The 22,859-nt window shown below is 71.3% G+C and carries 26 protein-coding genes and 2 pseudogenes; 13 read left to right on the top strand and 15 right to left on the bottom strand.

Going from position 1 to position 22,859, the window contains the following annotated elements; all coding sequences use genetic code 11:
• Both DKL51_RS09080 and DKL51_RS09075 read left to right on the top strand, forming a co-directional pair.
• Nucleotides 1-326, top strand: a pseudogene (locus DKL51_RS09080) (TIGR04222 domain-containing membrane protein); the annotation flags it as partial.
• Between the two features lie 25 nt (nt 327-351).
• Nucleotides 352-990, top strand: coding sequence for a GNAT family N-acetyltransferase (locus tag DKL51_RS09075; RefSeq protein WP_243422349.1), 639 nt, complete (start codon nt 352-354; stop codon nt 988-990).
• Here DKL51_RS09075 and DKL51_RS09070 read toward each other — a convergent pair.
• Nucleotides 933-1,961: an aldo/keto reductase gene (locus tag DKL51_RS09070; RefSeq protein ID WP_109944428.1), complete on the bottom strand. Its 1,029-nt coding sequence runs from the start codon at nt 1,959-1,961 to the stop codon at nt 933-935. The two genes, DKL51_RS09075 and DKL51_RS09070, sit on opposite strands and share 58 nt — an antisense overlap.
• Nucleotides 1,962-2,082: 121 nt before the next feature.
• On the opposite strand from DKL51_RS09070, the gene DKL51_RS09065 reads away from it, so the two are divergent.
• Nucleotides 2,083-3,570, top strand: coding sequence for a hypothetical protein (locus DKL51_RS09065; RefSeq protein ID WP_243422350.1), 1,488 nt, complete (start codon nt 2,083-2,085; stop codon nt 3,568-3,570).
• Between the two features lie 33 nt (nt 3,571-3,603).
• Here the strand turns inward: DKL51_RS09065 and DKL51_RS09060 are convergent, their stop codons facing one another.
• On the bottom strand, nt 3,604-4,116 hold the full coding sequence (locus DKL51_RS09060) for a PaaI family thioesterase (RefSeq protein WP_165823093.1): 513 nt from the start codon (nt 4,114-4,116) through the stop codon (nt 3,604-3,606).
• A 257-nt stretch (nt 4,117-4,373) separates the two neighbouring features.
• On the opposite strand from DKL51_RS09060, the gene DKL51_RS09055 reads away from it, so the two are divergent.
• The 3 genes from DKL51_RS09055 (at nt 4,374) to DKL51_RS09045 (ending at nt 5,550) form a co-directional block, all read left to right on the top strand.
• The gene (locus DKL51_RS09055) at nt 4,374-4,682 is read left to right on the top strand and encodes a hypothetical protein (protein ID WP_109944430.1); all 309 of its coding nucleotides are present in this window, start codon (nt 4,374-4,376) and stop codon (nt 4,680-4,682) included.
• A gap of 42 nt (nt 4,683-4,724) precedes the next feature.
• Entirely contained in the window at nt 4,725-5,009 is a 285-nt protein-coding gene (locus DKL51_RS09050) for a hypothetical protein (protein WP_109944431.1), read from the top strand.
• Between the two features lie 61 nt (nt 5,010-5,070).
• On the top strand, nt 5,071-5,550 hold the full coding sequence (locus tag DKL51_RS09045; RefSeq protein WP_109944432.1) for an HNH endonuclease: 480 nt from the start codon (nt 5,071-5,073) through the stop codon (nt 5,548-5,550).
• On the opposite strand, the gene DKL51_RS09040 is transcribed toward DKL51_RS09045, so the two are convergent.
• The 4 genes from DKL51_RS09040 to DKL51_RS09025 all read right to left on the bottom strand — a co-directional run bounded on the left by DKL51_RS09040 (nt 5,547) and on the right by DKL51_RS09025 (nt 10,679).
• Nucleotides 5,547-7,337, bottom strand: a complete 1,791-nt coding sequence (locus DKL51_RS09040) for a TIGR03767 family metallophosphoesterase (protein ID WP_221623151.1) — start codon at nt 7,335-7,337, stop codon at nt 5,547-5,549. The two genes, DKL51_RS09045 and DKL51_RS09040, sit on opposite strands and share 4 nt — an antisense overlap.
• Nucleotides 7,338-7,850: 513 nt before the next feature.
• Complete coding sequence (locus DKL51_RS09035) at nt 7,851-8,564, bottom strand: NADPH-dependent F420 reductase (RefSeq protein ID WP_109944450.1); 714 nt, start codon at nt 8,562-8,564, stop codon at nt 7,851-7,853.
• 41 nt (nt 8,565-8,605) lie between these two features.
• Nucleotides 8,606-9,637, bottom strand: coding sequence for an LLM class flavin-dependent oxidoreductase (locus DKL51_RS09030; RefSeq protein WP_109944434.1), 1,032 nt, complete (start codon nt 9,635-9,637; stop codon nt 8,606-8,608).
• Complete coding sequence (locus tag DKL51_RS09025) at nt 9,630-10,679, bottom strand: LLM class flavin-dependent oxidoreductase (RefSeq protein WP_124811949.1); 1,050 nt, start codon at nt 10,677-10,679, stop codon at nt 9,630-9,632. The genes DKL51_RS09030 and DKL51_RS09025 overlap by 8 nt, the downstream gene beginning before the upstream one ends.
• Before the next feature lie 116 nt (nt 10,680-10,795).
• On the opposite strand from DKL51_RS09025, the gene DKL51_RS09020 reads away from it, so the two are divergent.
• Complete coding sequence (locus DKL51_RS09020; protein WP_124811948.1) at nt 10,796-11,287, top strand: MarR family winged helix-turn-helix transcriptional regulator; 492 nt, start codon at nt 10,796-10,798, stop codon at nt 11,285-11,287.
• Between the two features lie 382 nt (nt 11,288-11,669).
• On the opposite strand, the gene DKL51_RS09015 is transcribed toward DKL51_RS09020, so the two are convergent.
• The 3 genes from DKL51_RS09015 to DKL51_RS09005 form a co-directional block, all read right to left on the bottom strand.
• On the bottom strand, nt 11,670-13,274 hold the full coding sequence (locus tag DKL51_RS09015) for an APC family permease (RefSeq protein WP_109944437.1): 1,605 nt from the start codon (nt 13,272-13,274) through the stop codon (nt 11,670-11,672).
• Nucleotides 13,275-13,499: 225 nt separating this feature from the next.
• Nucleotides 13,500-14,147 carry an FAD-dependent oxidoreductase gene (locus tag DKL51_RS09010; RefSeq protein WP_260428438.1) on the bottom strand — a complete coding sequence of 216 codons (648 nt, stop codon included), beginning with the start codon at nt 14,145-14,147 and terminating at the stop codon, nt 13,500-13,502.
• Nucleotides 14,148-14,319: 172 nt separating this feature from the next.
• Complete coding sequence (locus DKL51_RS09005; RefSeq protein ID WP_109944439.1) at nt 14,320-14,835, bottom strand: hypothetical protein; 516 nt, start codon at nt 14,833-14,835, stop codon at nt 14,320-14,322.
• 256 nt (nt 14,836-15,091) lie between these two features.
• On the opposite strand from DKL51_RS09005, the gene DKL51_RS09000 reads away from it, so the two are divergent.
• On the top strand, nt 15,092-15,658 hold the full coding sequence (locus DKL51_RS09000; RefSeq protein ID WP_109944440.1) for a maleylpyruvate isomerase N-terminal domain-containing protein: 567 nt from the start codon (nt 15,092-15,094) through the stop codon (nt 15,656-15,658).
• A gap of 16 nt (nt 15,659-15,674) precedes the next feature.
• Here DKL51_RS09000 and DKL51_RS08995 read toward each other — a convergent pair whose 3' ends face one another.
• Nucleotides 15,675-16,160: a DnaJ family domain-containing protein gene (locus DKL51_RS08995; RefSeq protein ID WP_185734758.1), complete on the bottom strand. Its 486-nt coding sequence runs from the start codon at nt 16,158-16,160 to the stop codon at nt 15,675-15,677.
• Nucleotides 16,161-16,329: 169 nt separating this feature from the next.
• Between DKL51_RS08995 and DKL51_RS08990 the strand changes: the two genes are divergently transcribed.
• The gene (locus DKL51_RS08990) at nt 16,330-16,758 is read left to right on the top strand and encodes a YkvA family protein (protein WP_109944442.1); all 429 of its coding nucleotides are present in this window, start codon (nt 16,330-16,332) and stop codon (nt 16,756-16,758) included.
• Nucleotides 16,759-16,764: 6 nt separating this feature from the next.
• Nucleotides 16,765-17,481, top strand: a complete 717-nt coding sequence (locus tag DKL51_RS08985) for a sulfite exporter TauE/SafE family protein (RefSeq protein ID WP_109944443.1) — start codon at nt 16,765-16,767, stop codon at nt 17,479-17,481.
• A gap of 26 nt (nt 17,482-17,507) precedes the next feature.
• On the opposite strand, the gene DKL51_RS36225 is transcribed toward DKL51_RS08985, so the two are convergent.
• The 3 genes from DKL51_RS36225 to DKL51_RS08975 all read right to left on the bottom strand — a co-directional run bounded on the left by DKL51_RS36225 (nt 17,508) and on the right by DKL51_RS08975 (nt 19,071).
• A complete protein-coding gene (locus DKL51_RS36225; RefSeq protein WP_243420846.1) occupies nt 17,508-17,927 on the bottom strand; it encodes an ABC transporter permease in 420 nt (139 codons plus the stop codon).
• A 44-nt stretch (nt 17,928-17,971) separates the two neighbouring features.
• The gene (locus DKL51_RS36220; protein WP_243422351.1) at nt 17,972-18,355 is read right to left on the bottom strand and encodes a hypothetical protein; all 384 of its coding nucleotides are present in this window, start codon (nt 18,353-18,355) and stop codon (nt 17,972-17,974) included.
• 167 nt (nt 18,356-18,522) lie between these two features.
• Nucleotides 18,523-19,071 (bottom strand): GNAT family N-acetyltransferase, encoded by a 549-nt coding sequence (locus DKL51_RS08975; protein WP_109944451.1) that lies wholly within the window; start codon nt 19,069-19,071, stop codon nt 18,523-18,525.
• Between the two features lie 76 nt (nt 19,072-19,147).
• Between DKL51_RS08975 and DKL51_RS08970 the strand changes: the two genes are divergently transcribed.
• Nucleotides 19,148-19,588, top strand: coding sequence for a hypothetical protein (locus tag DKL51_RS08970; RefSeq protein WP_123827022.1), 441 nt, complete (start codon nt 19,148-19,150; stop codon nt 19,586-19,588).
• Here DKL51_RS08970 and tnpB read toward each other — a convergent pair.
• The gene (gene tnpB, locus DKL51_RS08965) at nt 19,541-21,046 is read right to left on the bottom strand and encodes an IS607 family element RNA-guided endonuclease TnpB (protein ID WP_207783818.1); all 1,506 of its coding nucleotides are present in this window, start codon (nt 21,044-21,046) and stop codon (nt 19,541-19,543) included. The genes DKL51_RS08970 and tnpB overlap by 48 nt on opposite strands.
• Nucleotides 21,043-21,554, bottom strand: a pseudogene (locus DKL51_RS08960) (IS607 family transposase). The gene tnpB and the pseudogene DKL51_RS08960 overlap by 4 nt, the downstream one beginning before the upstream one ends.
• 147 nt (nt 21,555-21,701) lie before the next feature.
• Here DKL51_RS08960 and DKL51_RS08955 point away from each other — a divergent pair.
• Nucleotides 21,702-22,247, top strand: a complete 546-nt coding sequence (locus DKL51_RS08955) for a DNA-3-methyladenine glycosylase family protein (RefSeq protein WP_109944445.1) — start codon at nt 21,702-21,704, stop codon at nt 22,245-22,247.
• A 28-nt stretch (nt 22,248-22,275) separates the two neighbouring features.
• Nucleotides 22,276-22,859: LysE family translocator (locus tag DKL51_RS08950; protein WP_148097757.1), on the top strand; the 584-nt coding region annotated here is incomplete at its 3' end.

Raw genomic sequence — 22,859 nt, 5'->3', positions numbered from 1 at the left:
GACGTACCGCGGGCGGGCCCGCTTCCGTCGTCGGTCTCCTGCTGTTCTGCCTGGCGACCGTGCTCGGCGGCTGGTGGCTGTGCGAGGTGCCGGAGACCGGGGCGGCAGCGCGCCGCGTGCTGCGCCGGCAGCGGCGTGCGCACGCCGACCTGGCGCCGGAACGCCGACCGGCGTGGAGCGAGCGGGGCACCGAGGAGCTGTTGACGGCGATGGCGCTGTTCGGGCCGCGCCCGCTGGTCGCCGTCGACCCACGCTTCGCCCAGCAGATCGGCATCGACGCCGAGCGGACCCGACCGCCCGCCTACGCCTCCGCCAAACGCCGCTGACCGAACCGCCCTCTAAAGTCGGCTCGTGCCGTTGCTCGCCACTCCCGCGGTGCCGCCCGGCTCGATGGCCGCGCTCGCCCAGCCCGACCTCCAGGCCGACGGTCTCCTGCTGCGGCCGTGGCAGCCGGCGGATCGTCCGGCGGTGGTGGCCGGGTACGCCGATCCCGCGATCCAGCGCTGGCACTGCCGGTCGATGACCGACGACGAGGCCGCCGACTGGATCGCCGCCTGGCCGGTCCGGTGGCGCGCCGAAACCGGCGCCGGGTGGGCGGTGCTCGAGGCGGGGTCCGTCGTCGGGCAGATCAGCCTGCGCCGGGTCGCCCTCGCGGACGGTCTGGCCGAGGTGTCGTACTGGGTGCTCCCGGGCGCCCGCGGTCGTCGCGTCACGCCGCGGGCCCTGACCGCGGTGGCCGGCTGGTGCTTCGGGACGCTGCGGCTGCACCGTGTCGAGCTGTGCCACTCGACGGCGAACGCCCCGTCCTGCCGGGTGGCGCAGCGCGCCGGTTTCCCGGTGGAGGGCACGAAACGCGGCGAGGGTCGCCACGCCGACGGCTGGCACGACATGCACCTGCACGCCCGCCTCGCCACCGACGGCCAGGTGCCGCCTCAGCCGCCGGGCAGCTCGCGGGAGCGTTGCTGCACGCCCGGTCCGCCGTACGGGTAGTCCGCCACCAGCGGGGCGCTCGCCTCGTCCAGCAGTCGGGTCTCCTCGGCGTGAAGGAGCAGGTCGGCGGCGGTGAGGTTGTCGTCGAGCTGCTCGGTGGTACGGGCGCCGAGGATCACCGAGGTGACCGCCGGCCGGTCGGCCAGCCAGGCCAGGGCCACCGCGGACATCGACACGCCCCGCTTCTCCGCCACCTGGCGTACCGCGTCGATGACCTGCCAGGTGCGCTCCTGGGCGTTGCGCCCGGCGTACGCCTCGACACCCCGGTCCGGGTTCTCGCCGAGGCGGGTGGCCCCGGTGGGTGGGGTGTCCCGCCGGTACTTGCCGGTCAGCCAGCCGCCGCCCAGCGGCGACCAGGGCAGGATGCCGATCCCCTCGTTCTCGCAGACCGGCACGATCTCGAACTCGATCTCCCGGACCAGCAGGTTGTACTGCGGCTGCAGGGTGACGATCGGGGTGAGGTTGAGGTGCTGGCTGAGCAGGGCGGCCTTCTGCAGCTGCCAGCCGGTGAAGTTGCTGACCCCGGCGTAGCGGATCTTGCCGGCCCGGACCGCGTCGTCGAAGAATCGCAGGGTTTCCGGCAGCGGCGTCAGCGGATCCCACGCGTGGGCCTGGTACAGGTCGACGGCCTCCACGCCGAGTCGGCGCAGGCTGGCGTCGAGCGCGCGGGTGAGGTGCACCCGGGACAGCCCGGCGTCGTTCGCGCCGGGGCCCATCGGGAACCGCCCCTTGGTGGCGATCACCACCCGGTCCCGCATGCCGGGCCGGTCGCGCAGCCAGCGACCGACGATCTCCTCGGACACGCCCTTGGAGTAGACGTCGGCGGTGTCGATGAAGGTGCCGCCGGCCTCGATGAACCGGTCGAGCTGGGCGAAGCTGCCCGCCTCGTCGGTCTCCGCGCCGAAGGTCATCGTGCCCAGACAGAGGTTCGACACCACCGTTCCGGTGTTGCCCAGGGTGCGGTAGCGCATGGTTTCCTTCCGGTCGTCGAGCAGACCCCGCCGATCCTGCCACCGTCGCCGCAGAGCCGCAGGGGACGCCGGGCGGCACCGGTTCTGCAGGTCGGGGCGGGATGCGGCAGAGTGGCAGCGGGTGACTGGGACGAGGGAGGCGGTGGCCGTGGAGGGTCCGACCGGGGTGGTGTTCCCGACGACCGACTCGGGGCGCAGCACGACGGCGCTCGGCCGCGCGGTGGTGGCCGACGCGCTGCGGGCCGTCGACCCGGTCGGTGCGCGCTCCGCGGAGCACGAGACGAACTGGCGCCACGGGTACCTGGGGCACTTCCGCCGGCTCGTCGAGGCCGGCCTGCTCTCCCGTGACGCGGCGGTGACCATCGCCCGCGACGGGCTCGCCTCCCTGCACGCCCGGATGCGGGTGATCTCCGACGGCGGGGCGGAGACCGGTCTGGCCGAGGTCTTCACGGATCCGGGCGGTGACCAGCCGCTGGACACGGCGACGGTCACCGGTGGCGGTGCGGTGGAGCGGGAGCTGTCGCTGCCGTACCGGGGACAGCGGCTGCGCGGCGATGACCTGCACCGCCGGCTCGACGCCTGGGTCGCCGCCGGCGTCATCGAGCCGTCCTGCGCCGAGGCGGTCCGCGCCGTCATGGCGAACCCGGACTGGCTGGACCTGAGTGACGAGCGCGTCGTCGTGCTCGGGGCGGGCGCCGAGATGGGCCCGCTGCCGTCGCTGCTGCGCTGGGGCGGGGACGTGGTCGCGGTCGACCTGCCGCGTCCGGAGATCTGGCGCCGCCTGCTGCGGACCGCCCACCGGTACGGCGGGCGGCTGCACCTGCCGGTCCGACCCGGCGCCGCCGGCGACGACCAGGCCATCGCCGCCGGCGCGGGTGCGGACCTGCTGCACCGCCTCCCCCAGGCCGCGGACTGGCTGCTCGGTGTCGACGGGCGACTGGTGCTCGGCAACTACGTCTACGCCGACGGGGCGACCAACGTGCGGGTCGCGATGGCGGTCGACGCGCTCACCCGCCACCTGCAGCAGCGCCGCGACGACGTGGCGCTGGCGTTCCTCGCCACCCCCACCGACGTGTTCGGCGTCCCCGGCGAGGCCGTGCAGCACGCCGAGCGGGGTTACGCGGCGCGCGGCCTCGCCCGCCGGTCGCTGCGGCTGCTCTCCGGCGGGCGCCTGCTGCACCGCAACTACCCGCCGGGCGCCGACCCCGGCATCAACGACAGCCTGGTACCGCAGCAGGGACCGAACTACGCCCTGGCGAAGCGGCTGCAGCGCTGGCGGGCGACGGTGGCCCGGGACGCCGGGTCGACCGTGTCGTTCAAGGTGGCGCCGCCGACGCGTACCCGCTCGGTGCTGCGCAACCGGGCCCTGGCGGCCGCGTACGCCGGCGCGCACCGGTTCGGCATCGAGGTCTTCGACCCGGCCACCAGCAACACGTTGATGGCCGCGCTGCTGGTGCACGACCTGCGGACGGGCACCCCGCCGCTGCCGCACCCATGGCAGGAGGAGGCGTACGGCGCGGCGCACGGTGGACTGTGGCGGATCCCGTACGCCCCGCGCAGCGCCCTCGGGCTCGCCGTCCTGCTGGGACTCGGCGGCGCCCGGACCTGACGCCCCGGCGACACCGGGCCCCGCCCGGGTGAGTCAGCCGCGGGCGTCCTGCGGCGGGCCGGAGTCGACTTCGGACGGGATGCCGCGTCCCGCCGGCCCCTGCCCCGGCAGCACGATCTGGGTGCATCGGCTGGTGGCGAGGAGGGTGCCGTCCGCGTCGACCAACTGGGCCGCGCAGAAGACGACCCGGCGGGTACGGCGTACCACCTCACCGGTGGCGCGCAGCACCCCGGGGCGGGTGCTGCGCAGGAACTCGACGCGCAGGTCCGCGGTGAGGAAGACCTCGTCAGCGCCGAGGGTGGTCCAGCAGGCGCCACCCATGGCGGCGTCGAGCAGCGCGGTCACGAGGCCACCCTGCACCACCGGCCCGCCGGCGGTGGGGAAGCAGTAGTCCTCCGATGCGCGCCACTCGACGGTTGCGCTGCCCTGACTCCAGCCGAGCCGACGGTAGCCGAGCGTCCGCCAGATGCCGGAGCGCTGGAACGTCTCGTCTCCGTCGGACTCCCCGTCGGACTCCCGGCCGTTCAGCTCGCGCGATTGCGTCACGGCCGGGACGCTAACACGCCCCACGGGCTACAGACAGTGGCCGCTACCAGGCCGTCCAGCTCGGCCTCGGTGGTGACTCGTCCTGCCGCTCAGCTTGCCGGCAACTGGCCCGGAGCTAGACGCGGCGCTCAGCCGATCGGCAACACGCTGGTGGTACGCGACTCGACCGGGCCCGCTCCCAGCTGATCGTTCCGACGGCACAGCGCAGCGAGCCGGCGTGGCAGGTTTCCGGTGCCGCGCCCCGGGAAGCCAGCCGCATGGCCGAATCTTTCGCGGATCAGGACCTGGTGACGCTGCGCGCGATCGCGTACGCCGCCGGGATTCCGGACAGCGACCGGATGGGGCACGACGAGCTGGTGACGGCGCTGCGCCGGGCCGGCCTGTCGGAACCGGCGGCCGGGCCGATCGACACCAGCCTGGCCGATCCGGGCGATCCCGGCACGGACGAGGGCGTATACCACGGACGGGGAGTCGGGCGACGCGAGTCGGCCGGCGGCCCGGCCGCCCAGACGGCGGCGCGGCGGACCGCCACGCCGATGCCCGAGCGTTCGGGCACGGACCGCTGAGCGGCCCCGACGACCAGTTCGACAGCCACCAGGGGAGGCGACATGAGCGACGACATCGACCGCGTGGCGAAGTCCCGAGCCGATCACATGCCGGGTGAGACCGCCCACGGCAGCATCGACCGCCGCGGTGTGACGCGGGGCCGTACCGGGGACTCCCGCATCGCCGGCCCACCGGACGGCACCGGCACGGCTTCCGGGGTGGAGGGACTGCCGCGCAGCAGCCTCGACCTCGGTGACGAGAGCACCGGAGGCCGGGCCGGTCAGGAGGCGGTCGGTGCGCTGCCCGGCGAGTCCGGCACCGAGATCGAGGACCGTACCGAGCGGTGAGGTCAGCGGTGCGGCGGCGGCCTGGCTCTGGGCGAGGCCGCCGCCCACGTACCCTGACGGCGTGCTGTCGCAGGTAAAGGGCCTGTCCCGCCACTTCACCGCCGAGACCCTGCGGACCTATCTGCTGGACCGGGCGGTACGCCGGGACGACGGCTGCCTGATCGTGCGGGGCTACGGCGACCAGCGGGGCGTACGCCAGAAGCTCGCCGGACGAGCGTGGGCGCACATCGCCGCGTTCGTGGTCTTCGTCGGCGACTACGACCCCGCACTGGATGTGCAGCAGGTGTGCGGGGTGCCGGACTGCATCGAGCCCGCCCACCTGCGGCAGACCAGTCGCGCCGAGACCTGCCGCGGCCGGACCCAGCGCCCGCGGTGCCGCAACGGGCACGACCGCGAGGTCGATCCCGGCACCGGCCGCTACCGCACGGTCTGCCGGATCTGCAACCGCGACGCCCAGCAACGCTGGCGCGAACGACAGGCCGCCCAGGTCGCCGAGGCTCGCGCTCGCCACGGCCGGGCCGTGCCGGTTCCCGAGAGCTAGCCCATCGCCGCCGAGAGCGCCTCGCCGGCCACGGCCGAGCTCGCCTGCGCCGCCAGCGGCGACGGGATGATCAGCTCGACGTTGCGGTCGGCCAGCGAACCCCGCCGGGCGTCGCCGTGGCCCTGCCAGTCGTTGGCCGACAGCTCCCGGGAGACCGCAGCCAGGGCGACGCTGTCCGAGAGGCCGCCCCGGGTGGCCGGGCCGGCGTGGTCGATGATGGTGCAGAACGCGGAGAGCGTGCCGTCGAGGTTGTCGACCAGCTCGATGATCCGGGACTGCTCGGGCCAGTCGATGTGGGCCGCGGTGTTGACCTCCCAGAAGCCGCCGCCGACCGGCGTACCGGCCGGGCGCGCGTGCGGCAGTACCTGGTTGCGGTGGGTGTGCCCGTTGACCCAGAGGATGACGTTGGGGTAGCGCAGCAGCAACGCGCGCACCTCTTCCCCGCCGATCCGGTCACTGCCGGCCGGTACGTTGTCCATGCTGCCGATCGTGTGGTGGCTGAAGATCGCCACGTACTTGTCCGGCCGGCCGCGCCGGCTGACCACCTCGCCCGACGGGGACAGCCAGCGGCTGCTCGCCGCCTGCAGTTGCCGCTCCAGCCAGGCGTACTGGGTCGGGTCGATCGAGCCGTTCGGCCCGCCGGCGCTGTTCACCGTGTCCAGGACGATGCCGCGCACCCGGCCCTGGTCGAAGGTGTAGTAGGCGGTGGCGTCGGCGACGTTCGTCGGGGTGAAACCGTGTCCCGTCGGCGTGCCGGTGGTGACGAAGTGTTCGGCCACAGTGGTGGGCCGGTCCACGATCCGCCGGTCGGGGTCGGGGGTGACGAAGCGGCGCCCGCCGGAGGAGAGCATCAACGCCACCGCGGCCGGGTCCTGGGCGAGCAGCCCGACGATGAACTGGATCTGCGCCGGGATCGGCGCCGCGAGGATCGAGGGTGGCAGGCTGGTCAGCTTCAGCGGCCCGGTGGCCAGTTGTCGCAGCAGCGCCGAAGCCGGCACGTTGCCCTGGACCAGCCCGTCGTGGTTGCCGTAGACGGCGTACCAGGGCAGGCCGATCCCGGCCGCCTGGAACGGGGCGCGCGCGGAGTCCAGCAGGCCCGGCACCACCGGGAACCCGTGGAACGAGGTCGCCTGGCCGAAGCCCGTCTCCGGGTGCCAGTAGTACGGGTCCGGCGCGACGTCGTCCGCCACGCCCTCGTACCGCGTCGGGTCGCCGGAGTCGGGCCGGATCGTCCCACCGTCGAGCAGGTCGATGTACCAGCGCAGCTCGTTGTGCTGGCAGTTGTCGGTGTTGTCGCCGGTGACGACCGCGAACCGCACCGGAGCGCCGGTGGACGGGCCTGCGTGTACCCGGCGCACCTGCCGGATCATGGCGTCGCCCACCTGGGCGCTGAGCAGCTCCTGCGGCCGGTACGCGCTGCTCAGGTCGTCCAGGCCGGGCAGGTTGCCGTACTGGTCGAAGAACTCGAACCGCCCCGGCGACTGTGCGTCCAGCACGTGCACGTCGGTCAGGTGGGCGAAGCAGGTCAGCACCCGGCCGCTCATCCCCGCCCGCTGGCGCGGGATGCCGCCCAGGTCGGCGCGGACGAGGAACGGCTCACCCTCGGCGAGCCGCAGTGTGGCGTAGCCGCCCGCGCCCGGTGTCCCGCGCACGACGGTGTGCTCCAGAGTGGTGCCGGCGATCGACGGTGCGGGCAGCGCGGACGCCCGCCGGGACGGGAACGGGTCGAAGCCGAGGGCCGCGCCGCCGAGCATCCCCGCGAGTACCGCTCTCCTGCTGACCGGCATGGTGGCTCTCCATTCCGTCGTGGCGAGCGTCGGTGCGCGCCAGGGCGACAACCGGCACCTGCCGCCCTCAGCGGCAGCCGCAGGTCAATGGAAAGACGATCCCGCTCGATACCTCCCGGCGCAATAGCCTGAAAGGCGTTGCCGTCCCGGCCCGGGTGAAGTGTCAGTGAATATGACCTGGTTTCGTCAGTACTCTCCTCGGCCACGCACGATGTCCTGGGATCTCGGTGCGGCCGAGCACATCATCCTGGGCCGGGCACCGGTTTCGGTGTTGTCATCACCGGCAACTACAACGCGAACCGAGGTCGAAACCGCCCGGCGCGCGACGCGGCCGCGGTGGGCAGCCAGGTCACCGTGTACTGGAACGGCAGCGCCTGATGCTTCCCGTCGTCGGGGGCAAGGACGCCCTGCGCGTCTGATCGGGACGTCCCGATCTCTACCATCCACCTGGACCAGCCGATGGTCCCTGAAGGCCTGTGGCCGAGGTGAGGGACCGTCCGCCCCGGGGACGGGTCAGGCCGCCTCCCGCCGCCCGGCTCGCGCGTGGGCGACGGTCCGCCCGCGTTCCGACTCTGGGAAGCGGGCGAGCATGGCACGCACCTCGTCGGCGCTCACGTTGGCGCCGAACAACTCGCTGCCCGGTTCGAGCCGCACGCCCTCGACGAGGGGACCCGCGACGACCGGATCGAAGCCGAGACGGTCCACAAGGAACGCGACGACGGCGAGATCGGCGGCGTCGTCACCGGCGATCGCGATGGCCCTGCGACCGGCTACACCGTTCGGTCGCGCCTCGTCCTCGAGATCGTGGTATCCCATGTGGTTGAACGCCTTGACGACGCGGGAACCGGGCAGGAAAGCCTGCACGGTCTCGCTCGACGAGGTGCGCGGGTCGGTGAGGTCGTCGCGGATGCCGTCGACCTCCCACCAGTAGTTCATGGCGTCGACGACGAGCTTGCCCCGCAACGCCTCGCCGGGAACGCTGCGATACTTGCCGAGCGGGAGGGCGAGGATGACGACGTCGGCGCCGGCCACGGCGTCGGCCGCGGTGGTGGCGACCGCTCCGGGCGTGAGCACCTCGACGGTGAGGGCGATTCTCGCCGGGTCACCGGAACCGGCGATGAGCACCCGGTAGCCGGCGGCGAGGGCGAGCCGAGCGAGCACGGTGCCCACCTTGCCGGCACCGAGGATGGCGAGGGTCTGTAGCCCGTTGCGGGCGCTGTCGTTCATGTCTTCCTTCCGGGTGCCGACGGGGGCGTCCGTGCGCACGGTCAGCTGGCCAGGATGTCGCGGACCAGGGGGATCACCCGGGTGGCGTACAGTTCCACGGCGCGCATCCGGGCGCTCACCGGCTGCGCGCCGGCGGTGTAGATGAGGTCGAACCGGCCGACGCCCAGGCTGCGGATCGCGCGGGCCATGCGACGGGCCACGGTCTCGGGAGAGCCGATGTAGATGGAACCGTGCGCCACCTCGGCGTCGAACTCCTCGCGACGGATGGGCGGCCAGCCCCGCAGCGCGCCGATCCGGTCCCGCATGACGCGGTAGTGCGGCCAGAACAGTTCCTTCGCCTCCTCGTCGGTGTCGGCGATGAATCCCGGCGAGTGCATCCCGACCGGGTGCGCGGTCGTGCCGAACTGCTCGGCCGCCCGGCGATACAGGTCGATGTAGGGCGCGAAACGCTCGGGAGCGCCGCCGATGATGGCGAGCATGAGCGGGAAACCGTAGTGGGCGGTACGCACGACCGACTGCGGCGAGCCGCCGACGCCCACCCAGGTGCTGAGGCGCCCCGATTCGGTCTTCGGGAAGACGTCGGCGTGCTCGAGCGGTGCACGGACGCTGCCGCTCCACGTGACCGGCTTCTCGTCCAGCAGCTTCGCGAACAGGTCGATCTTCTCCTCGAACAGCACGTCGTAGTCGCGCAGGTCGTAGCCGAACAAGGGGAAGGACTCGGTGAACGAGCCGCGACCGAGGATGACCTCGGCCCGGCCGTTCGACAGCGCGTCCACCGTCGCGAAACGCTGGAACACCCTGACCGGGTCGTCCGAGCTCAGCACGGTCACGCCGGAGGCGAGCCGGATGCGAGAGGTACGGGTGGCGATCCCCGCCAGCACGGTTTCGGGCGTCGACACCGAGTACTCCGGCCGGTGGTGCTCGCCGAGGGCGATGACGTCGACGCCGAGATCGTCGGCCAGCACCGCCTCGTCGACGACCTGCCGGATCGCCGCGGCATAGGACACGGGCTTGCCGGAGTCGTCCTCCGGTACGTCGCCGAAGGTGTCGAGGCCGAACACGAGGTCAGACATGGGTGGGCTCCTTCGCCAGCAGCTCCCGGACACGCGGGGCGACCTCGCTGCCCAGCAGCTCGATCGTGCGTGCGCGTGCCTCGCGGGGCAGGTGCATGATGTCGTACTTCAGGTCGAAGCGGCTCAGCCGCAGATCCCGGGCCACCGAGGCGATCTTCCGCGCGACCGTCTCGGGTGATCCGACGAACAGCGCCCCGTGGTCGATCTCGGCCTCGTAGCGTCGGCGGTCCGGCTTGTAGAACCCGCGTTCCTCGGCGAGCTGCGCGACGACCGGCTGCCAGTACCGCCACCAGGTCTCCACCGCCTCCTCGTCGGTGTCCGCGACGAGGCCGAGCGAGTGCTGCCCGATCGGCTGTACGGGGTGCCCGGCCTGTTCGAGCGCCCGGAGGTAGAGGTCGACGTGGCCGGCGAACCGCTGCGGGCGTCCGCCGATGATCGCGAGCATGAGCGGGAGTCCGTAGCGGGCGGCGCGGATCACCGAGTTCGGGCTCCCGCCGACGCCGATCCAGGTCGGGATGCCTTCCGGGCGCATCCGCGGATGCAGCCGCTGCGCGACCAGAGGGCTCCGAACCGTGCCCGACCAGGTGACCGGCTCGTCCCGCTGGAGCCGTACGAAGAGGTCGAGTTTCTCCTCGAACAACCGCTCGTAGTCCCCCAGGTCGTAACCGAACAGGGGGAACGACTCGGTCGCCGACGCGCGGCCGAGGACGATCTGGGCCCGGCCGTTCGAGACCGCGTCGAGGGTCGCGAACTCGTGGTACAGCCGTACCGGGTCGTTCGTGCTGAGCACCGTGACCGAGGTGCCGAGCCGGATGCGGTCGGTTGCCGTCGCGATCGCTGCGAGCAGCACCGGCGCCGCCGAGTCGGTGTGGCCCTCCCGGTAGTGCTCGCCCACGCTGAACACGTCGAGCCCGACCGACTCCGCGAGCCGCGCCTCGTCGACGAGCAGCCGCAGGGTCTCCGCGTCGCTCAGGATCCGGTCGCCGTCCCCGGCTACCTCGCCGAACGAATTGAGCCCCAGTTCGAAGCCTTCCGCTGTCACCGTCTCCTCCTCACGTGCGTTCCCAGGTGGGCGACCCCGCCCCGGCGGGCCGCTCCGGACGATTGACATGTCAAACATGCTAGCCTGCAAATTGACATGTCAATCGGGAGAGGAAGATGACGAGGGCCACACCCAACCGGCGGAGAGGGCGTCAACTGCCGACCGCCGAGGAGCTACGGATCTGGCGGGACTTCATCGAGACGACGGACGCACTCAGGTCCCGGCTCGCGTCGCGCCTCCAGGTCGAGTCCTCGCTCTCGCCCGGCGACTACGCCGTCCTGCTCGCCCTCAGCGAGGCGCAGGACCAGCAGCTGCGCTCCTCGGAACTCGCGACGCACATCGGCTGGGAGCGCAGCCGGCTCTCTCACCACCTCGGCCGGATGGAGCGGCGCGGGCTCATCCGCCGCCAGGAGTGCGCAACCGATCCCCGAGGGGCGGAGGTCCACCTCACGCCGACCGGGGCCGAGGCGTTCCGCGGGTCCACCGTCCCGCACCTGCGCGCGATCCGTGAGCTCTTCGTCGACGCGCTCACGCCGGAACAGCTCCGCGCGGCCGGCGAGATCGCTGCGGCGCTCCGCGTACACCTGGACGCGCGGCACAAGGAATGATCGCCAGGGAGTCACGGCTCCGACCAGGCTCACCCTCCATCACTTCCACTGACATTGAGTGGCAGAAGCGGGGACATCGAGAGGGCGCTCAACGGTCAGCGGCTCTGAGATTTCTCGTCAATCTGTCAGTGCTTGATTCTCACGGCGATGTCAGTGGGTTCTAACCGGGCCCAGCCCGTCCGCGATGTCGACGACCGCGTACACCTCCACGGCGGGATCCGGCGCCGCTCAGCGAAGCAGCCGGCGAGATAACAGGTTGTTTCCGGCGCCAGCGTGGACGGGTGGCCTGGTCGGTACTCGTTTCACACTGCGCCTCGTCGCGAATGGTCCGATACGGAGGGGACGCCCGCGTGGTAACGCGGGCATCCCCTCCTGACGGCCGTTATGAGACGCGCTCCGCAGCGGTGGGCTCGAGTTCGTCGTGCAGGTGCCGACCGACGCCGCGGTCGGGTCGCGCGATCACGAAGTAGATCGCCCCGACGAGCGCGACCACCGCCATGACGAGCAACGTGATCCAGTCGAGGTTGAAGTAGCCGCGCGGGCTCGCCAAGCCGGTCGGAGCCACGACATTGAGCAGCATCAACCCGAGGTAGACCACCGCGATCACGCTCACCGTCCAGCCCCACCGACCGAGCCGGAACCTGCCCTCCGGCACCCAGCCCCGGGCGCGCGCCAGCACGGACGCGATCGCGGTCAGCAGGAACGAGAGGTAGATGCCGCTCACGCCGAACGATACGAGGGACACCAACGCGTTGATGTTCGCGGGGTAGGTGATGAAGCCCAGCTTGATATCGTGGTCCGGCGAGTAGAACACCAGCAGGACGAAGAGCACCGTGACCGCCGCACCCGCCAGCAACGCGTTGGTCGGAGTCTTGAATCGAGAGTTGACCCGGGCCACCCACGCGGAACCCGGCAGCGCACCGTCTCGCGCATAGGAGAAGGCGAGCCTGCTCCCAGCGCCCTGCACGGACGTCCCGCATGAGAAGAACGCGAAGATGATCAGAATGAGCAGGAAGTCCTGCAACCCACTGCCGAGCTGCCCAAGAATGAAGGGCACTCCGCCGCCCTTTACCGTCTGTCCCACAGGATCGCTCGTCGGCATGGCCAGGAGCAGCGCCGCGATGAGGATGAACGACGAAACGCCCCCCCAGATGAGCGCGTGACGCATGGACCGTGGCACCTGCCGTCCGGCATCCTTGGTCTCTTCGGAGATGTCGCCGGCCGATTCGAAGCCATAGAAGATGTAGACGGGGGCGAGCACCGCGATCAGCGCCGCGCCGGTGAGCCACTGGCCACCGAAATCCAGCCCGAGTGGGTTACTGGAAGCGCTCTGGACATTCTGTGTCGTGAACAGGAAGTCAAGCCCATGGTGGAAGCCGTGGATCCCGAGGATGACCGCGATGCCGACCGTGCCCAGGATCTCGACGTATACGCCGAACTGGGCCACCCGGCCCATAACCTTGGCGCCGGTGATGTTCAGCGTCGTCTGGATGGCCAGCAGGATCACCGTGATGACCAAGATCGTCAGGTGGTCGGTCGGGTCAAGGTTCCAACCGAACCAGTTGTTCGTCAACGCGGTGACGTAGGAGACCACGCCCGTGTCGACAGCGGCGACCGTGATGAGCAACGCGATCCCGTAGAACCAACCAACGAACCAGCCGTACTTGGGGCCTACGGAGAACTTGCTGTACTGGTACAAGGCTCCGGCTACCGGGTAGTGGCTGGCCAACTCGCCGAAGACCAGGGCGACGAAGAGCATGCCGATGACGGGCACCCAGGTCAACCAGACGTACGCCGGTCCGCCGGTTCCGACACCGAGGACGAAGAGCGAGTAGATTCCGACCATAGGCGACAGGTAGGTGAATGCGACGGCGAAATTGGAAAAGAATCCTAGGACTCGACTCAACTGCGGCCGGTAACCCAGGCTCTCCAATCGCGCGTCATCGCTACCTGTCGCGGATGGCACCGTTGCCACCACCTCATTCATTTGAGATCCCTTCGTCGGTGTGAGTGGTTCGCTGATCTAATTCGGCTGCCTAACAAACGTCAACAGCCCGTTCTGCGGATGCATCGCCACCCATGGCGCGATGTCTTACCTGGTCAGGCCGCGTGCGGCGAGACGTGGTGGAAGCTCAGCGAGCAACCACCGCCTACACTCATCGATTTGCCCCCGCTGCCGGAAAGACCACCCGGTCACGCAGCTCGTGCGCCGCTACTTGATGCCCAGATCGGTGAGAACCTCGCGCGCCGCGCGTTGCCCTTCCTGGGCGCCACCTTCCATGTAGCCCTGATAGTCGATTGAGCAGTGTTCGCCAGCGACGTGCACGTTGCCTTGCCGCACGGCTTCATAGCCGGCGTAGCGGTGCGGGTACCCGTTGGGCCAGTAGGAGTAGGCACCCCAGGCGTAGGGGTTGGTGTGCCACGCCGACATGGTTGCCTTGCCGTTCCACTGGCCGGCGACGCCGGGCAGGACCGGCTCCAACTGGCCGAGGAAGGTCTGGGCGTAGCCGCGCACCTGAGCGGAGGAGGCGGTGAGGAAAGGCGCGGTCGGATTGAACGCCGCCGCCACGTTGCCCCCGGTGTAGTCGACTGAGCTGAACCTGTTCAGGAGTGATGTGAACTTCGGCGGCGATCCGGTGCTCCGCGGCGATGCGCCGAAGCATTCGGGCAAGGGGGGTTCTTGCCATGTTTCGCGACTCCTTGCGAGGGAGGGCACAATGACATGCAGGAGGAGTAGCGGCCGAGGGTACTGATTTCGTTGTAAAGGCGGCCGGTCGGAACGAAAAACTGCTGTCTCTGACTCTGGCTGCCAGTGAATCCGCAGTGTAGGGACGGAGGCGGGTGCGGACAATCGGACCATGCCCGGATCGGCACGGTTCGTGAAAGCGCGCATATGACCCGCGCAAACATGCGCATCGACTGGACCCGCGACACCCTGCGCACCACGCTGGAGATCGTCCGCAAACCCGCCGACCAGCGCGGCTTCGCCGTTCACCCACGCCGCTGGGTCGCGGAACGCACCCTGGCCTGGCTCACCGTCTGCCGCCGTGGCCCGCGACTACGAACGCCACCCGGCCGTCTCCGAAGCTCTCATCCGCTGGGCCGCCATCGCCGGCATCAACAATCTGCGACTCCGCGGCGACCGTCCAGGACGGCTGCCCGCAGCCGTGCGACGCCACCCACCCGGCGCTGCCCTCGGCCGCCTCGGCGATCGGGATCTGGTCGGCCAGCAGCGCCGGAGGCAGTTGGGTGGCGAGGACACCGACGGCGCCGTTGCGGGTCAGAAGTACCCGGCGCAGCCCGAGCGCGGCGACACGTTCGCGAAGCCGGTCCGGTGACAGCGGTCGGTTGCCCTGGCTGCTGGGGAACAACCACGCCGAGCCGCGCGCCGCGGCGTCGTCGGCGACCTCGAGCGCGAGACCTGCGAGAGGTTCACGTAACCGGACCGGCGTGCCGGACAAGGCCAGGCTCACCCGGCCGTCGTCGTCGATCGTCAACGCCGCGTGGGCGAGCACCGCGATGTGAGAGACGCGCTGGTCGAACAACAAGACGAGTACGAAGGCCAGCAGTGGCAGATGCCGGGACGTTCGAGAGGGCGCTCAACGGTCGGCGGCTCGGCCATCCGGGACCAATGATCGCGGTACACCATCCTGATCCCTTACGCACAAGAACTGTCATTATGATGCAGCGACGGTTTGCCCGATATGACCCGAGCCAATTAGTGGATTACCGGTAATGGTTATCCCGGAATCTGCCGGGTCGACGCTTGGCGGGATTGCTGGCAGGGTCGGCGGCATGACGGGGATGACCGGAGCCGACGTGCGGGCGGCGGTGGACGAGATGGTGCGGGTGCTGGGGCCCGCTACGGATCGGGACTGGTCGGTGCGCGCGGGCGACCTGGAGTGGTCCTGCTGGGCGACCGCCGCGCACGTCGCGCACGACCTGCTCGCCTACGCCGGCCAGGTGAGCGCCACGCCCACCGACCGCTACCTGCCCTTCGACCTCCGCGTTCGGGAGGACGCCTCCCCCGCGGACGTGCTCACTGTGGTGACCGCCAGCGCTGGACTGCTCTGCGCAGCGGTCGACACGGCCGACCCGCGGCTGCGCGCCTGGCACTGGGGTCCCTGCAACCCGGGCGGATTCGCCGCCATGGGCGTCGCCGAAACCGTGCTGCACACCTACGACATCACCCGGGGACTGGGCCTGCCCTGGCGGCCGCCCGCGCGGCTCAGCTCCGGGGTGCTGCGCCGGCTGTTCCCCGACGCCCCGGCCGGGAACGCACCGGAGGTGCTGCTCTGGATGACCGGCCGCGCCGCACTCGGTGACCGGCCACGCCGTACCTCCTGGGCCTGGCGAGCGGCCATCGACTGAGACCCCGGACCTCAGCTCAGCGGCGCCGCCACGGCAGACGCCAGCGCCGCCGGCGGGCCCTCGGCGGGATCGGTCCGGACTCGGCGACCGCCGACGCCCCGACGCGTTCCCGGGCGGCCCGCTCCCGGTCGGCGCGCCACCGGCGTACGGTGTCGTCGGCGTTGACCGGGCGGACCACCACCCGCGGTCCGGTCGGCGTACGCAGCCACGCCATGATCTCCGCGTTGAGGGCAGCGACGAGCGCCCGTACCGAATCCTCGGTGGGCAGGTCCCGAACCTCGTCCGGGAGCTGCTCGATCTTGCGGCGCAGCTGCAGCGGCGTGGGCAGCAGCAGGTCGCTGGGGAGGGCCTCCCGCTCCAGGAAGCTCTTGATCCACCACGACTCGTCGTACGGCAGATCGCGCCCGGGGATCGGCTTGCCCGCGCCGGGCAGGTTGTCGAACTCGCCCCGCTCCTGGGCCGAGCGGATCTGCGCCTCGACCGCCGCCTCCCAGCCGTGCATCACGTGCCACCTCCCGCATCCCACCGTATCCGCTGGTCGCGGTGGGGTTCAGCGCGTGACCTCGGCGGGGCATTCCCCGGCCCCGTACGGCGCCGAGCGGCTGGCGGCGTCCCGGCGTACATTCCTGCGTGGGGCCTGACGGCCCGTACCCGAACGAAGGGCGACCCGCGTGCGCGACTGGCTCATCGGCCTCGGTGTGGCGCTGGCCTGCCTGATCGCCAGCTGGGCGCTAATGGTGCTGCTGGCCCGGCGGCTGCCGCCGGGCGTCCTGCGCGATCTGGCGGCGTTCATCCCCGACTGTCTGACCACGGTGCGGCGGCTGCGCAAGGACCCCCGGGTGCCCCGCCGCGCCAAGATCGCCATCGTCTTCGCCGGGCTGTGGCTGGCCAGCCCGATCGACCTCATCCCCGAGTTCCTGCCGGTGATCGGCCCGCTCGACGACATCGTCGTGGTCGCCCTCGCGCTGCGCTACGCCGGCCGGCAGGTACCCCGCGAGGTGCTGCTCGCCGCCTGGCCGGGCGAGCCACGCCTGCTGCTGCGCCTGCTCGGCCCCGGCACCACCACCGGCCCGACCAGCGGCGCACCGGCCGACCGCTGACGCCCGGTGGGCGCGCTCCTCGCCGCCTCGGCCGCGGCCTTCCTGCTGGCCGTGCTGTCGGCGGTGACCGGCTTCGGCGGCGGGGTGCTGCTGCTGCCGGTCTTCACCGCGCTGTTCGGGCTGCGGGTCGCCGTGCCCGTGCTGACGCTCACCCAGCTGTCCAGCAACGGCGGCCGGGTGTGGCTGAACCGGCGGGAGCTGCGCTGGCCCCTGGCCGCCCGGTTCGCCGTCGGCGCGGTGCCCTTCGCGGTGGCCGGCGCGCTGCTGCTGGCGCACGCCCCGCTGGCGGCGCTGAAGCGCCTGCTCGGGGTCTTCCTGCTCGCGGTGGTGGCCTGGCGGCACCTGGCCCGTCGGCCGGGCCGGCCCACCGACCGCACCTTCGTGGCGGTCGGCGCCGCGTCCGGGCTGGGCTCGGCGCTGCTCGGCTCGGTCGGCCCGCTGACCGCCCCGTTCTTCCTGGCCGCTGGCTTGACCCGGGCCGCTTACGTGGGCACCGAGGCGGCCGCCGCGCTCACCCTGCACCTGTCGAAGACCGCCGGCTACGCCGCCGCCGGTCTGCTCACCCGGGACGTCGTGCTGCTCGGGGCGGCGCTGACCCCAGCGACGCTGGCCGGGGCCTGGGTGGGCCGCCGGATCGTCGGGCGGATCAGCGACCGGCTCTTCGTCCTCCTCGTGGAGGTCGGGCTCGTCGCCGCGGCGGTGTTCTTCCTCGCGGGATGGTGAGCGGGTCAGCGCCCGGACGATCCCGCTCAGCGGAGTTTCGGGTCGAGGGCTTCGCGGACCGCCTCGCCGAGCATGACGAAGCTGAGCACGGCGGTGACGAGGAACGCGGCGGGGAAGAAGAGCAGGAAGGGCGAGACCCGGATGTAGTTCTGCGCCTCGCTGATCATGATGCCCCAGGAGACGACGGGGGTCTTCAGCCCGATGCCCAGGAAGGACAGCGTGGCCTCGGCGCCGATGAACGAACCGACCATGATCGTCCCGTAGACCAGCAGCGGCGCCAGGCAGTTCGGCAGCAGGTGCTTGAGGATGATCCGGCCGCTGCCGGCGCCCAGCGCCCGGGCCGCGAGGATGTAGTCGGCCTCCTTGGTGGCGAGCACGGAGGAGCGCATCAGCCGCATCACGACCGGCCACATGAGGACGACCAGGGACATGATCACCAGGCCCATGATCTGCCACTCGTTGTTGTCCGTGCCGGCGCCGTTGAAGGTGGTCAGGAGAGCAGCGCCACCACAATGGAGGCGCGAGCCCCGTAGATCGTCCGGGCGTAGACGTCCCGGCCCTGCACGTCGTAGCCGAACCAGGCGTGCGCCGACGGTTCCATCCGGCTGCGCGACAGGGAGCCGTTGACCGGGTCACCGGAGGTGAACAGGGACGGGAACGCGGCCATCAGCACGAAGACCACGATGAACGCGGCGGAGATCCAGAACAGCGGCTTGCGGCGCAAGTCCCGCCAGGCGTCACCGAGCAGGCCCCGCGGCTGGTCCCTCCGGGCGCTCTCCGGCAGGCCGGCGTTGGTCGGAGCACCCGAACCGGCCTCGGTCGGCATGGTGGCAGGGGGCGTCGAGACGATCGATGCGGTACTCGGATCACCCATAGCGGATCCTCGCGTCCAGGGCGGCGTGGAGCAGGCCCACCACCAGGGTCATCAGGAGATTGACGACCAGGACAACCACGGTCCAGGACACGGTAACCCGCTCCCCCGCGCCGCGGGTGCCCCCAGTCCGCTACCGGTCACCTGCGCCCAGGACATCGGGCGTACCGCTAGGGGCGCCAGCGGACGTGCCGGTGCCCGTCACGGGGAAAAGGCGGCCGGGCAGCCAGCACCTCCTGGAAGACGTACCCGCTCTTCTCGGCGACGCGGCAGGACGCCGGGTTGTCCACCTGGTGCAGCAGCTCCAGTCGGGTCAGCCCGCTCGCGGCGAACCGGGCGAACGCCCAGTCGCTGACCGCAGTCACCGCGCGCGGCGCCACCCCGCGCCCCCGCGCGGGCGCCGCCGTCCAGTAGCCCACCTCCGCGTACGGGCGGCCCGGCGTGACGTCCTTGAGCACCACGTTGGCGACCAGTCGCTCCCCGTCCGGCGACGCCTCCAGCACCGCGAAACTGAACCGGCGGTCCGCCGCCCAGCCCTGCCGGCTGCGCCGCAGGAACGCGATCGCCTCGACCCTCGTCGTCACGGGGTACCGGGTCCAGCTGCGCAGCACCGGATCCCGGTACGCATCCAGCAGCGCGTCGACGTCGTCGTCGCGCCACGGCCGCAGCAGCAGACCGGACGCGGAGGGGGTGGGCGCGGCGCATAGCACGATGGACATCCCGGTAGTGTCGCCCGCCACGGCCGTCCTGGCGAGGACCTCCAGGATGTCGGTGCCGGCTGGTACACCTGCCCTGATGACCTCGACACCGATGACCCTCACGCTCACCCCGCCCGGGCCGTTCTCCCTCGCCGCCAGCATCCGCTTCCTGGAAGGTTTCACCCCGGCCCGGTACGCCGGCGGCGGGCAGCCGGTGCTGCGGCTCGCGTTCCCCCTCGACGGCCGGTGGACGCCGGTCGGGGCGCGGGTGCGCCAGGACGCCGCCGGCGTGGTCCACGCCCAGGTGCACTCGCCCGGCACCCCACCGGATCGGGACGGCGTCCGTGCGCAACTGCGCCGCATCCTCCCCCTCGACGTGGACGGTTCCGGCTTCGCCGAGGTGGGCGAGCGCGACTCGGTCGTCGGCGGGCTGCAGCGCCGCTTCCCCGGCCGGGCCTGCCCGGTGACGTTCTGGTCCGTTGCTGATCTTCTAGTGGAATGTCAGCATTCCGGGTGTTTCCATCCGGAAGGTCCGTGACGGTGTCACCGAAGCGTGAGAGCTTCGGTGTCCTGATGACGGTCTCGCGTTTCCTGCTGTCGCTGCTGCGGCAGGGTTGCGCCACCTGCCCGCCCCGCCCCGGCCCTTGGGGCTGGGGCGGGTGGCGCGGGTCTTCTGGTCGGCTCCACGCGGTTTCGACGCTTGCGCGTCCTGGTCTCCGGCCACTCCGGTACCAGTGGTGCTGTGCGCCGCGAGTGCGGCGAGGTTACGAGCAGCGTTCTCATCCCGGTCGAGGATGAGGCCGCAGGTTTGGCAGATGTAGGTTCGGACGTGCAGCGGCAGCTTGGCTTTCGCCGCGCCGCAGCCCGAACAGTTCTTCGAGGACGGATACCAGCGGTCAGTTGCGACGGTCACGCCGCCGGTCCAGCCGGTCTTGTAGGTGATCTGCCGCCGAATCTCGCCGAACCCGGCGTCGGCGACTTTGCGGGCCAGCCGACGGTTACGCAGCATCCCGGCGACGTTGAGATCTTCCACCACCACCGTGCCGTACTCGGCGGTGATGGCGGTGGTGAGCTTGTGCAAGCCGTCCTGTCGCAGGTTCGCCACCCGGTGGTGGGCGCGGTTCCGTTCGGCGTTCGCGATCAGCCACCGCTTCGACGGCTTCTGCCCGGTGCGGCGATCCGGCCCCTGGCGGCGGGAGACCCTGCGAGACATTCGCTTGAGTGTCGTCAGCGCAGTGTCGTAGTGCGCCGGGTTCGGCACGTACCGGACCTCACCCGCCGAGTCGGCCATCACGGCGAGGCACTTGACGCCGAGGTCCACGCCCACGACAACGCCGGGCCGGGCGGCAGCGCGCTCGTTCTTGTTGACCTCGACCTGCAACGAGCAGAACCACCGGCCCCGCTCGAACGTCACGGTGGCCGACAGGATGCGGGCGGTTCCGTTCGCCACGCGGCGTTCAAGCTTGCGCGTGGACTCGTGAGTGCGGATCACGCCGAGCCGGGGCAGGGTTACGTGGCGGCGGTCAGGCTCGAGGCGGATGGTGCCGGTGGTGAACCGGCAGGACATGCGCGCCCGGTGCTTCGACTTGCGGCGAGGAACGCCCATCCGCTGGCCTTTGCGCTGCCCGCGCTTGGACTTGGCGTAGTTGTCGAACGCGGCTGCCGCCCCCGCCAGGCCGGTGTTGTATGCCTCCTTGGAGTTCTCCTGCCACCAGTCGGCGAAACGCGAGTCGGTCTTCTTGGCCTGGTTGAACTCCTTACGCAGCGCGGGCAGTGACCACGGCCGCCACGGCGTCAACTCCTTCTCCGCAACGCCGTAGGAGGCCTCTGCCTTGCGTTGCCACCAGGACGCCGACACCCACGACACGGCCCAGTTGTAGGCGGCCCGCGCGGCGCCGCAGTGCGACCGAAGCGCCTTCTCCTGGCGCCCGCCTGGATCGAGCGCGAATCGGTAAGCCTGCACGACAAAACCGGGCCGCGGCTGAAACCTCTTCACTCGGCGACCTCGCCGGTCGCCAGGGCCACGGCACGGGCCGCAGGACTCTTCGCCGCCCGCTGCCCGTACAGCCGGGCGCACATCGAGGTCAGCACCTCAATCATGTCCCGAACCAGGTCGCTGGTGGTTTCCTCCGAGTTCAGGACAACCAGGCGCCGCCCGGTCGCGGACAGCGCGGATTCCAGGTGTTCGACACCGAACCGGGCAAGCCGATCCCGGTGCTCAACCACGATCGCCGTAGCGGTCAGGTCAGCCAGGACCCCGTGCAGCTCGCGCCGCTCGCCGGTGAGTCCGGAGCCGATCTCCTTCACGATCTCACCGACAGCGAGACCCCGCGCGTTCGCGCCTCCCACAACCCGCATCGCTGACGGTCCAGGTCGGCTTCCTGGTCGGCGGAGGAGACGCGGCAGTACACGATAACGCGGCCTTCGATGCTCGCGGGTTCCGTCACGATCCATGTTCCGGAGGGTGCCTGGCGGACCGGGACGGGCATCTTGCCGTCCTTCACCCACCGCTAAGCGGTCTGATAGCTCACCCCCTGCCGGCGGGCCCACTCCGAAAGCCTCACCCGACCACAATAGACGGCCAAACATGACTAGGTTTGACCATAGAATGCCGAGCAGTTGTTAGCCCCTACGAGGCGGCCTGCTGGGCGGTGATCAGCCACCGCATTCGGATCACCCAGGCCGCCACGGTCAAGGCCCGGCTCACCGAACGGCTCGGCACCCCGGTGGCGCTGCCCGACGGACCGGTCACCGCCTTCCCCGGCCCGGCCGAGCTGCTGCGCGGCGTAGACGCGCTGACCAGCCTCGGCGGGCTGGGCGGGCGGAAACCGGAATGGCTGTGCGGGCTGGCGGCGGCGGCGCTGGACGGCCGGCTCGACGCGGCCCGGCTGCGGGCGCTGCCTCCGCCGGAGGCGCTGCGTGAACTGTCCACCCTGCCGGGGATAGGTCCCTTCTCCGCCGAGCTGATCCTGCTCCGCGGGGCCGGCGCCCCGGACGTGGTGCCCCGGCACGAGCCGCGGCTGCGCCAGGCCGTCCGCGCGGCCTACCGCCTCGACGAGGAGGTCGACGACGACACGCTGAGCCGGATCAGCGACGGGTGGCGGCCGTACCGGACGTGGGTGAGCCTGCTGTTGCGCACCTGGCGGGAGGACCAGACGGGGGAGATGGCGGGCCGCCGCCGCGGCGTAGGGTCGTAGCGGAAACGACGGATGACGGGGGTCGTCAATGGTCACGGTCGGCGCGCTGGTGGGGATCGGTCTGGTCGCGTTGGGGCTGGTGCTCACACCGGGTCCGAACATGGTCTACCTGGTGTCCCGGTCGGTCACCCAGGGCCGTCGGGCGGGCCTGATCTCGCTGCTCGGCGTGGCGGCCGGCTTCCTGGTCTACCTGGCCGCGGCGGTCGCCGGCATCGCCACCGTTTTCGTGCTGGTGCCCCCGCTGTACGCGGCGGTGAAGCTGGCCGGCGCGGCGTACCTGCTGTGGCTGGCCTGGCGGACGCTGCGCCCCGGCGGCCGGTCGGCGTTCACCCCGGCCCCGCTGCCGCCGGACCGGCCGCGGCGGCTGTTCACCATGGGCCTGGTCACCAACCTGCTCAACCCGAAGATCGCGATCCTGTACGTGTCGCTGCTGCCGCAGTTCATCGACCCGGCGCGCGGTCATGTGGCGGTGCAGAGCCTGCTGCTCGGCCTGACCCAGATCGTCATCGCGCTGACCGTCAACGCGCTGATCGTGCTCACCGCCGGGTCGATGATCTGCGGCAGCAGCGACACGTACAGGATCGCGATCTTCGGGTTGAGCAGGTTGGTGAC

This window comes from Micromonospora globispora (assembly GCF_003857015.1).
Taxonomy (GTDB): Bacteria; Actinomycetota; Actinomycetes; order Mycobacteriales; family Micromonosporaceae; genus Micromonospora; species Micromonospora globispora.
This window is presented reverse-complemented; position numbering and strand designations above follow the sequence as displayed.

Bases quoted from the DNA above. Each gene is read 5' to 3' on its own strand.
- DKL51_RS36225 (WP_243420846.1), bottom strand. From the start codon at position 17,927: ATGGGCCTGGTGATCATGTCCCTGGTCGTCCTCATGTGGCCGGTCGTG.
- DKL51_RS08970 (WP_123827022.1), top strand. From the start codon at position 19,148: ATGACCTCGACACCGATGACCCTCACGCTCACCCCGCCCGGGCCGTTC.
- DKL51_RS09015 (WP_109944437.1), bottom strand. From the start codon at position 13,274: ATGAATGAGGTGGTGGCAACGGTGCCATCCGCGACAGGTAGCGATGAC.
- DKL51_RS08975 (WP_109944451.1), bottom strand. From the start codon at position 19,071: ATGTCCATCGTGCTATGCGCCGCGCCCACCCCCTCCGCGTCCGGTCTG.
- DKL51_RS36220 (WP_243422351.1), bottom strand. From the start codon at position 18,355: ATGGGTGATCCGAGTACCGCATCGATCGTCTCGACGCCCCCTGCCACC.
- DKL51_RS09035 (WP_109944450.1), bottom strand. From the start codon at position 8,564: ATGAACGACAGCGCCCGCAACGGGCTACAGACCCTCGCCATCCTCGGT.
- DKL51_RS09020 (WP_124811948.1), top strand. From the start codon at position 10,796: ATGACGAGGGCCACACCCAACCGGCGGAGAGGGCGTCAACTGCCGACC.
- DKL51_RS09055 (WP_109944430.1), top strand. From the start codon at position 4,374: ATGGCCGAATCTTTCGCGGATCAGGACCTGGTGACGCTGCGCGCGATC.
- DKL51_RS08995 (WP_185734758.1), bottom strand. From the start codon at position 16,160: ATGCACGGCTGGGAGGCGGCGGTCGAGGCGCAGATCCGCTCGGCCCAG.
- DKL51_RS09030 (WP_109944434.1), bottom strand. From the start codon at position 9,637: ATGTCTGACCTCGTGTTCGGCCTCGACACCTTCGGCGACGTACCGGAG.
- DKL51_RS09010 (WP_260428438.1), bottom strand. From the start codon at position 14,147: ATGGTCCGATTGTCCGCACCCGCCTCCGTCCCTACACTGCGGATTCAC.
- DKL51_RS09050 (WP_109944431.1), top strand. From the start codon at position 4,725: ATGAGCGACGACATCGACCGCGTGGCGAAGTCCCGAGCCGATCACATG.
- DKL51_RS09000 (WP_109944440.1), top strand. From the start codon at position 15,092: ATGACCGGAGCCGACGTGCGGGCGGCGGTGGACGAGATGGTGCGGGTG.
- DKL51_RS09040 (WP_221623151.1), bottom strand. From the start codon at position 7,337: ATGCCGGTCAGCAGGAGAGCGGTACTCGCGGGGATGCTCGGCGGCGCG.
- DKL51_RS09070 (WP_109944428.1), bottom strand. From the start codon at position 1,961: ATGCGCTACCGCACCCTGGGCAACACCGGAACGGTGGTGTCGAACCTC.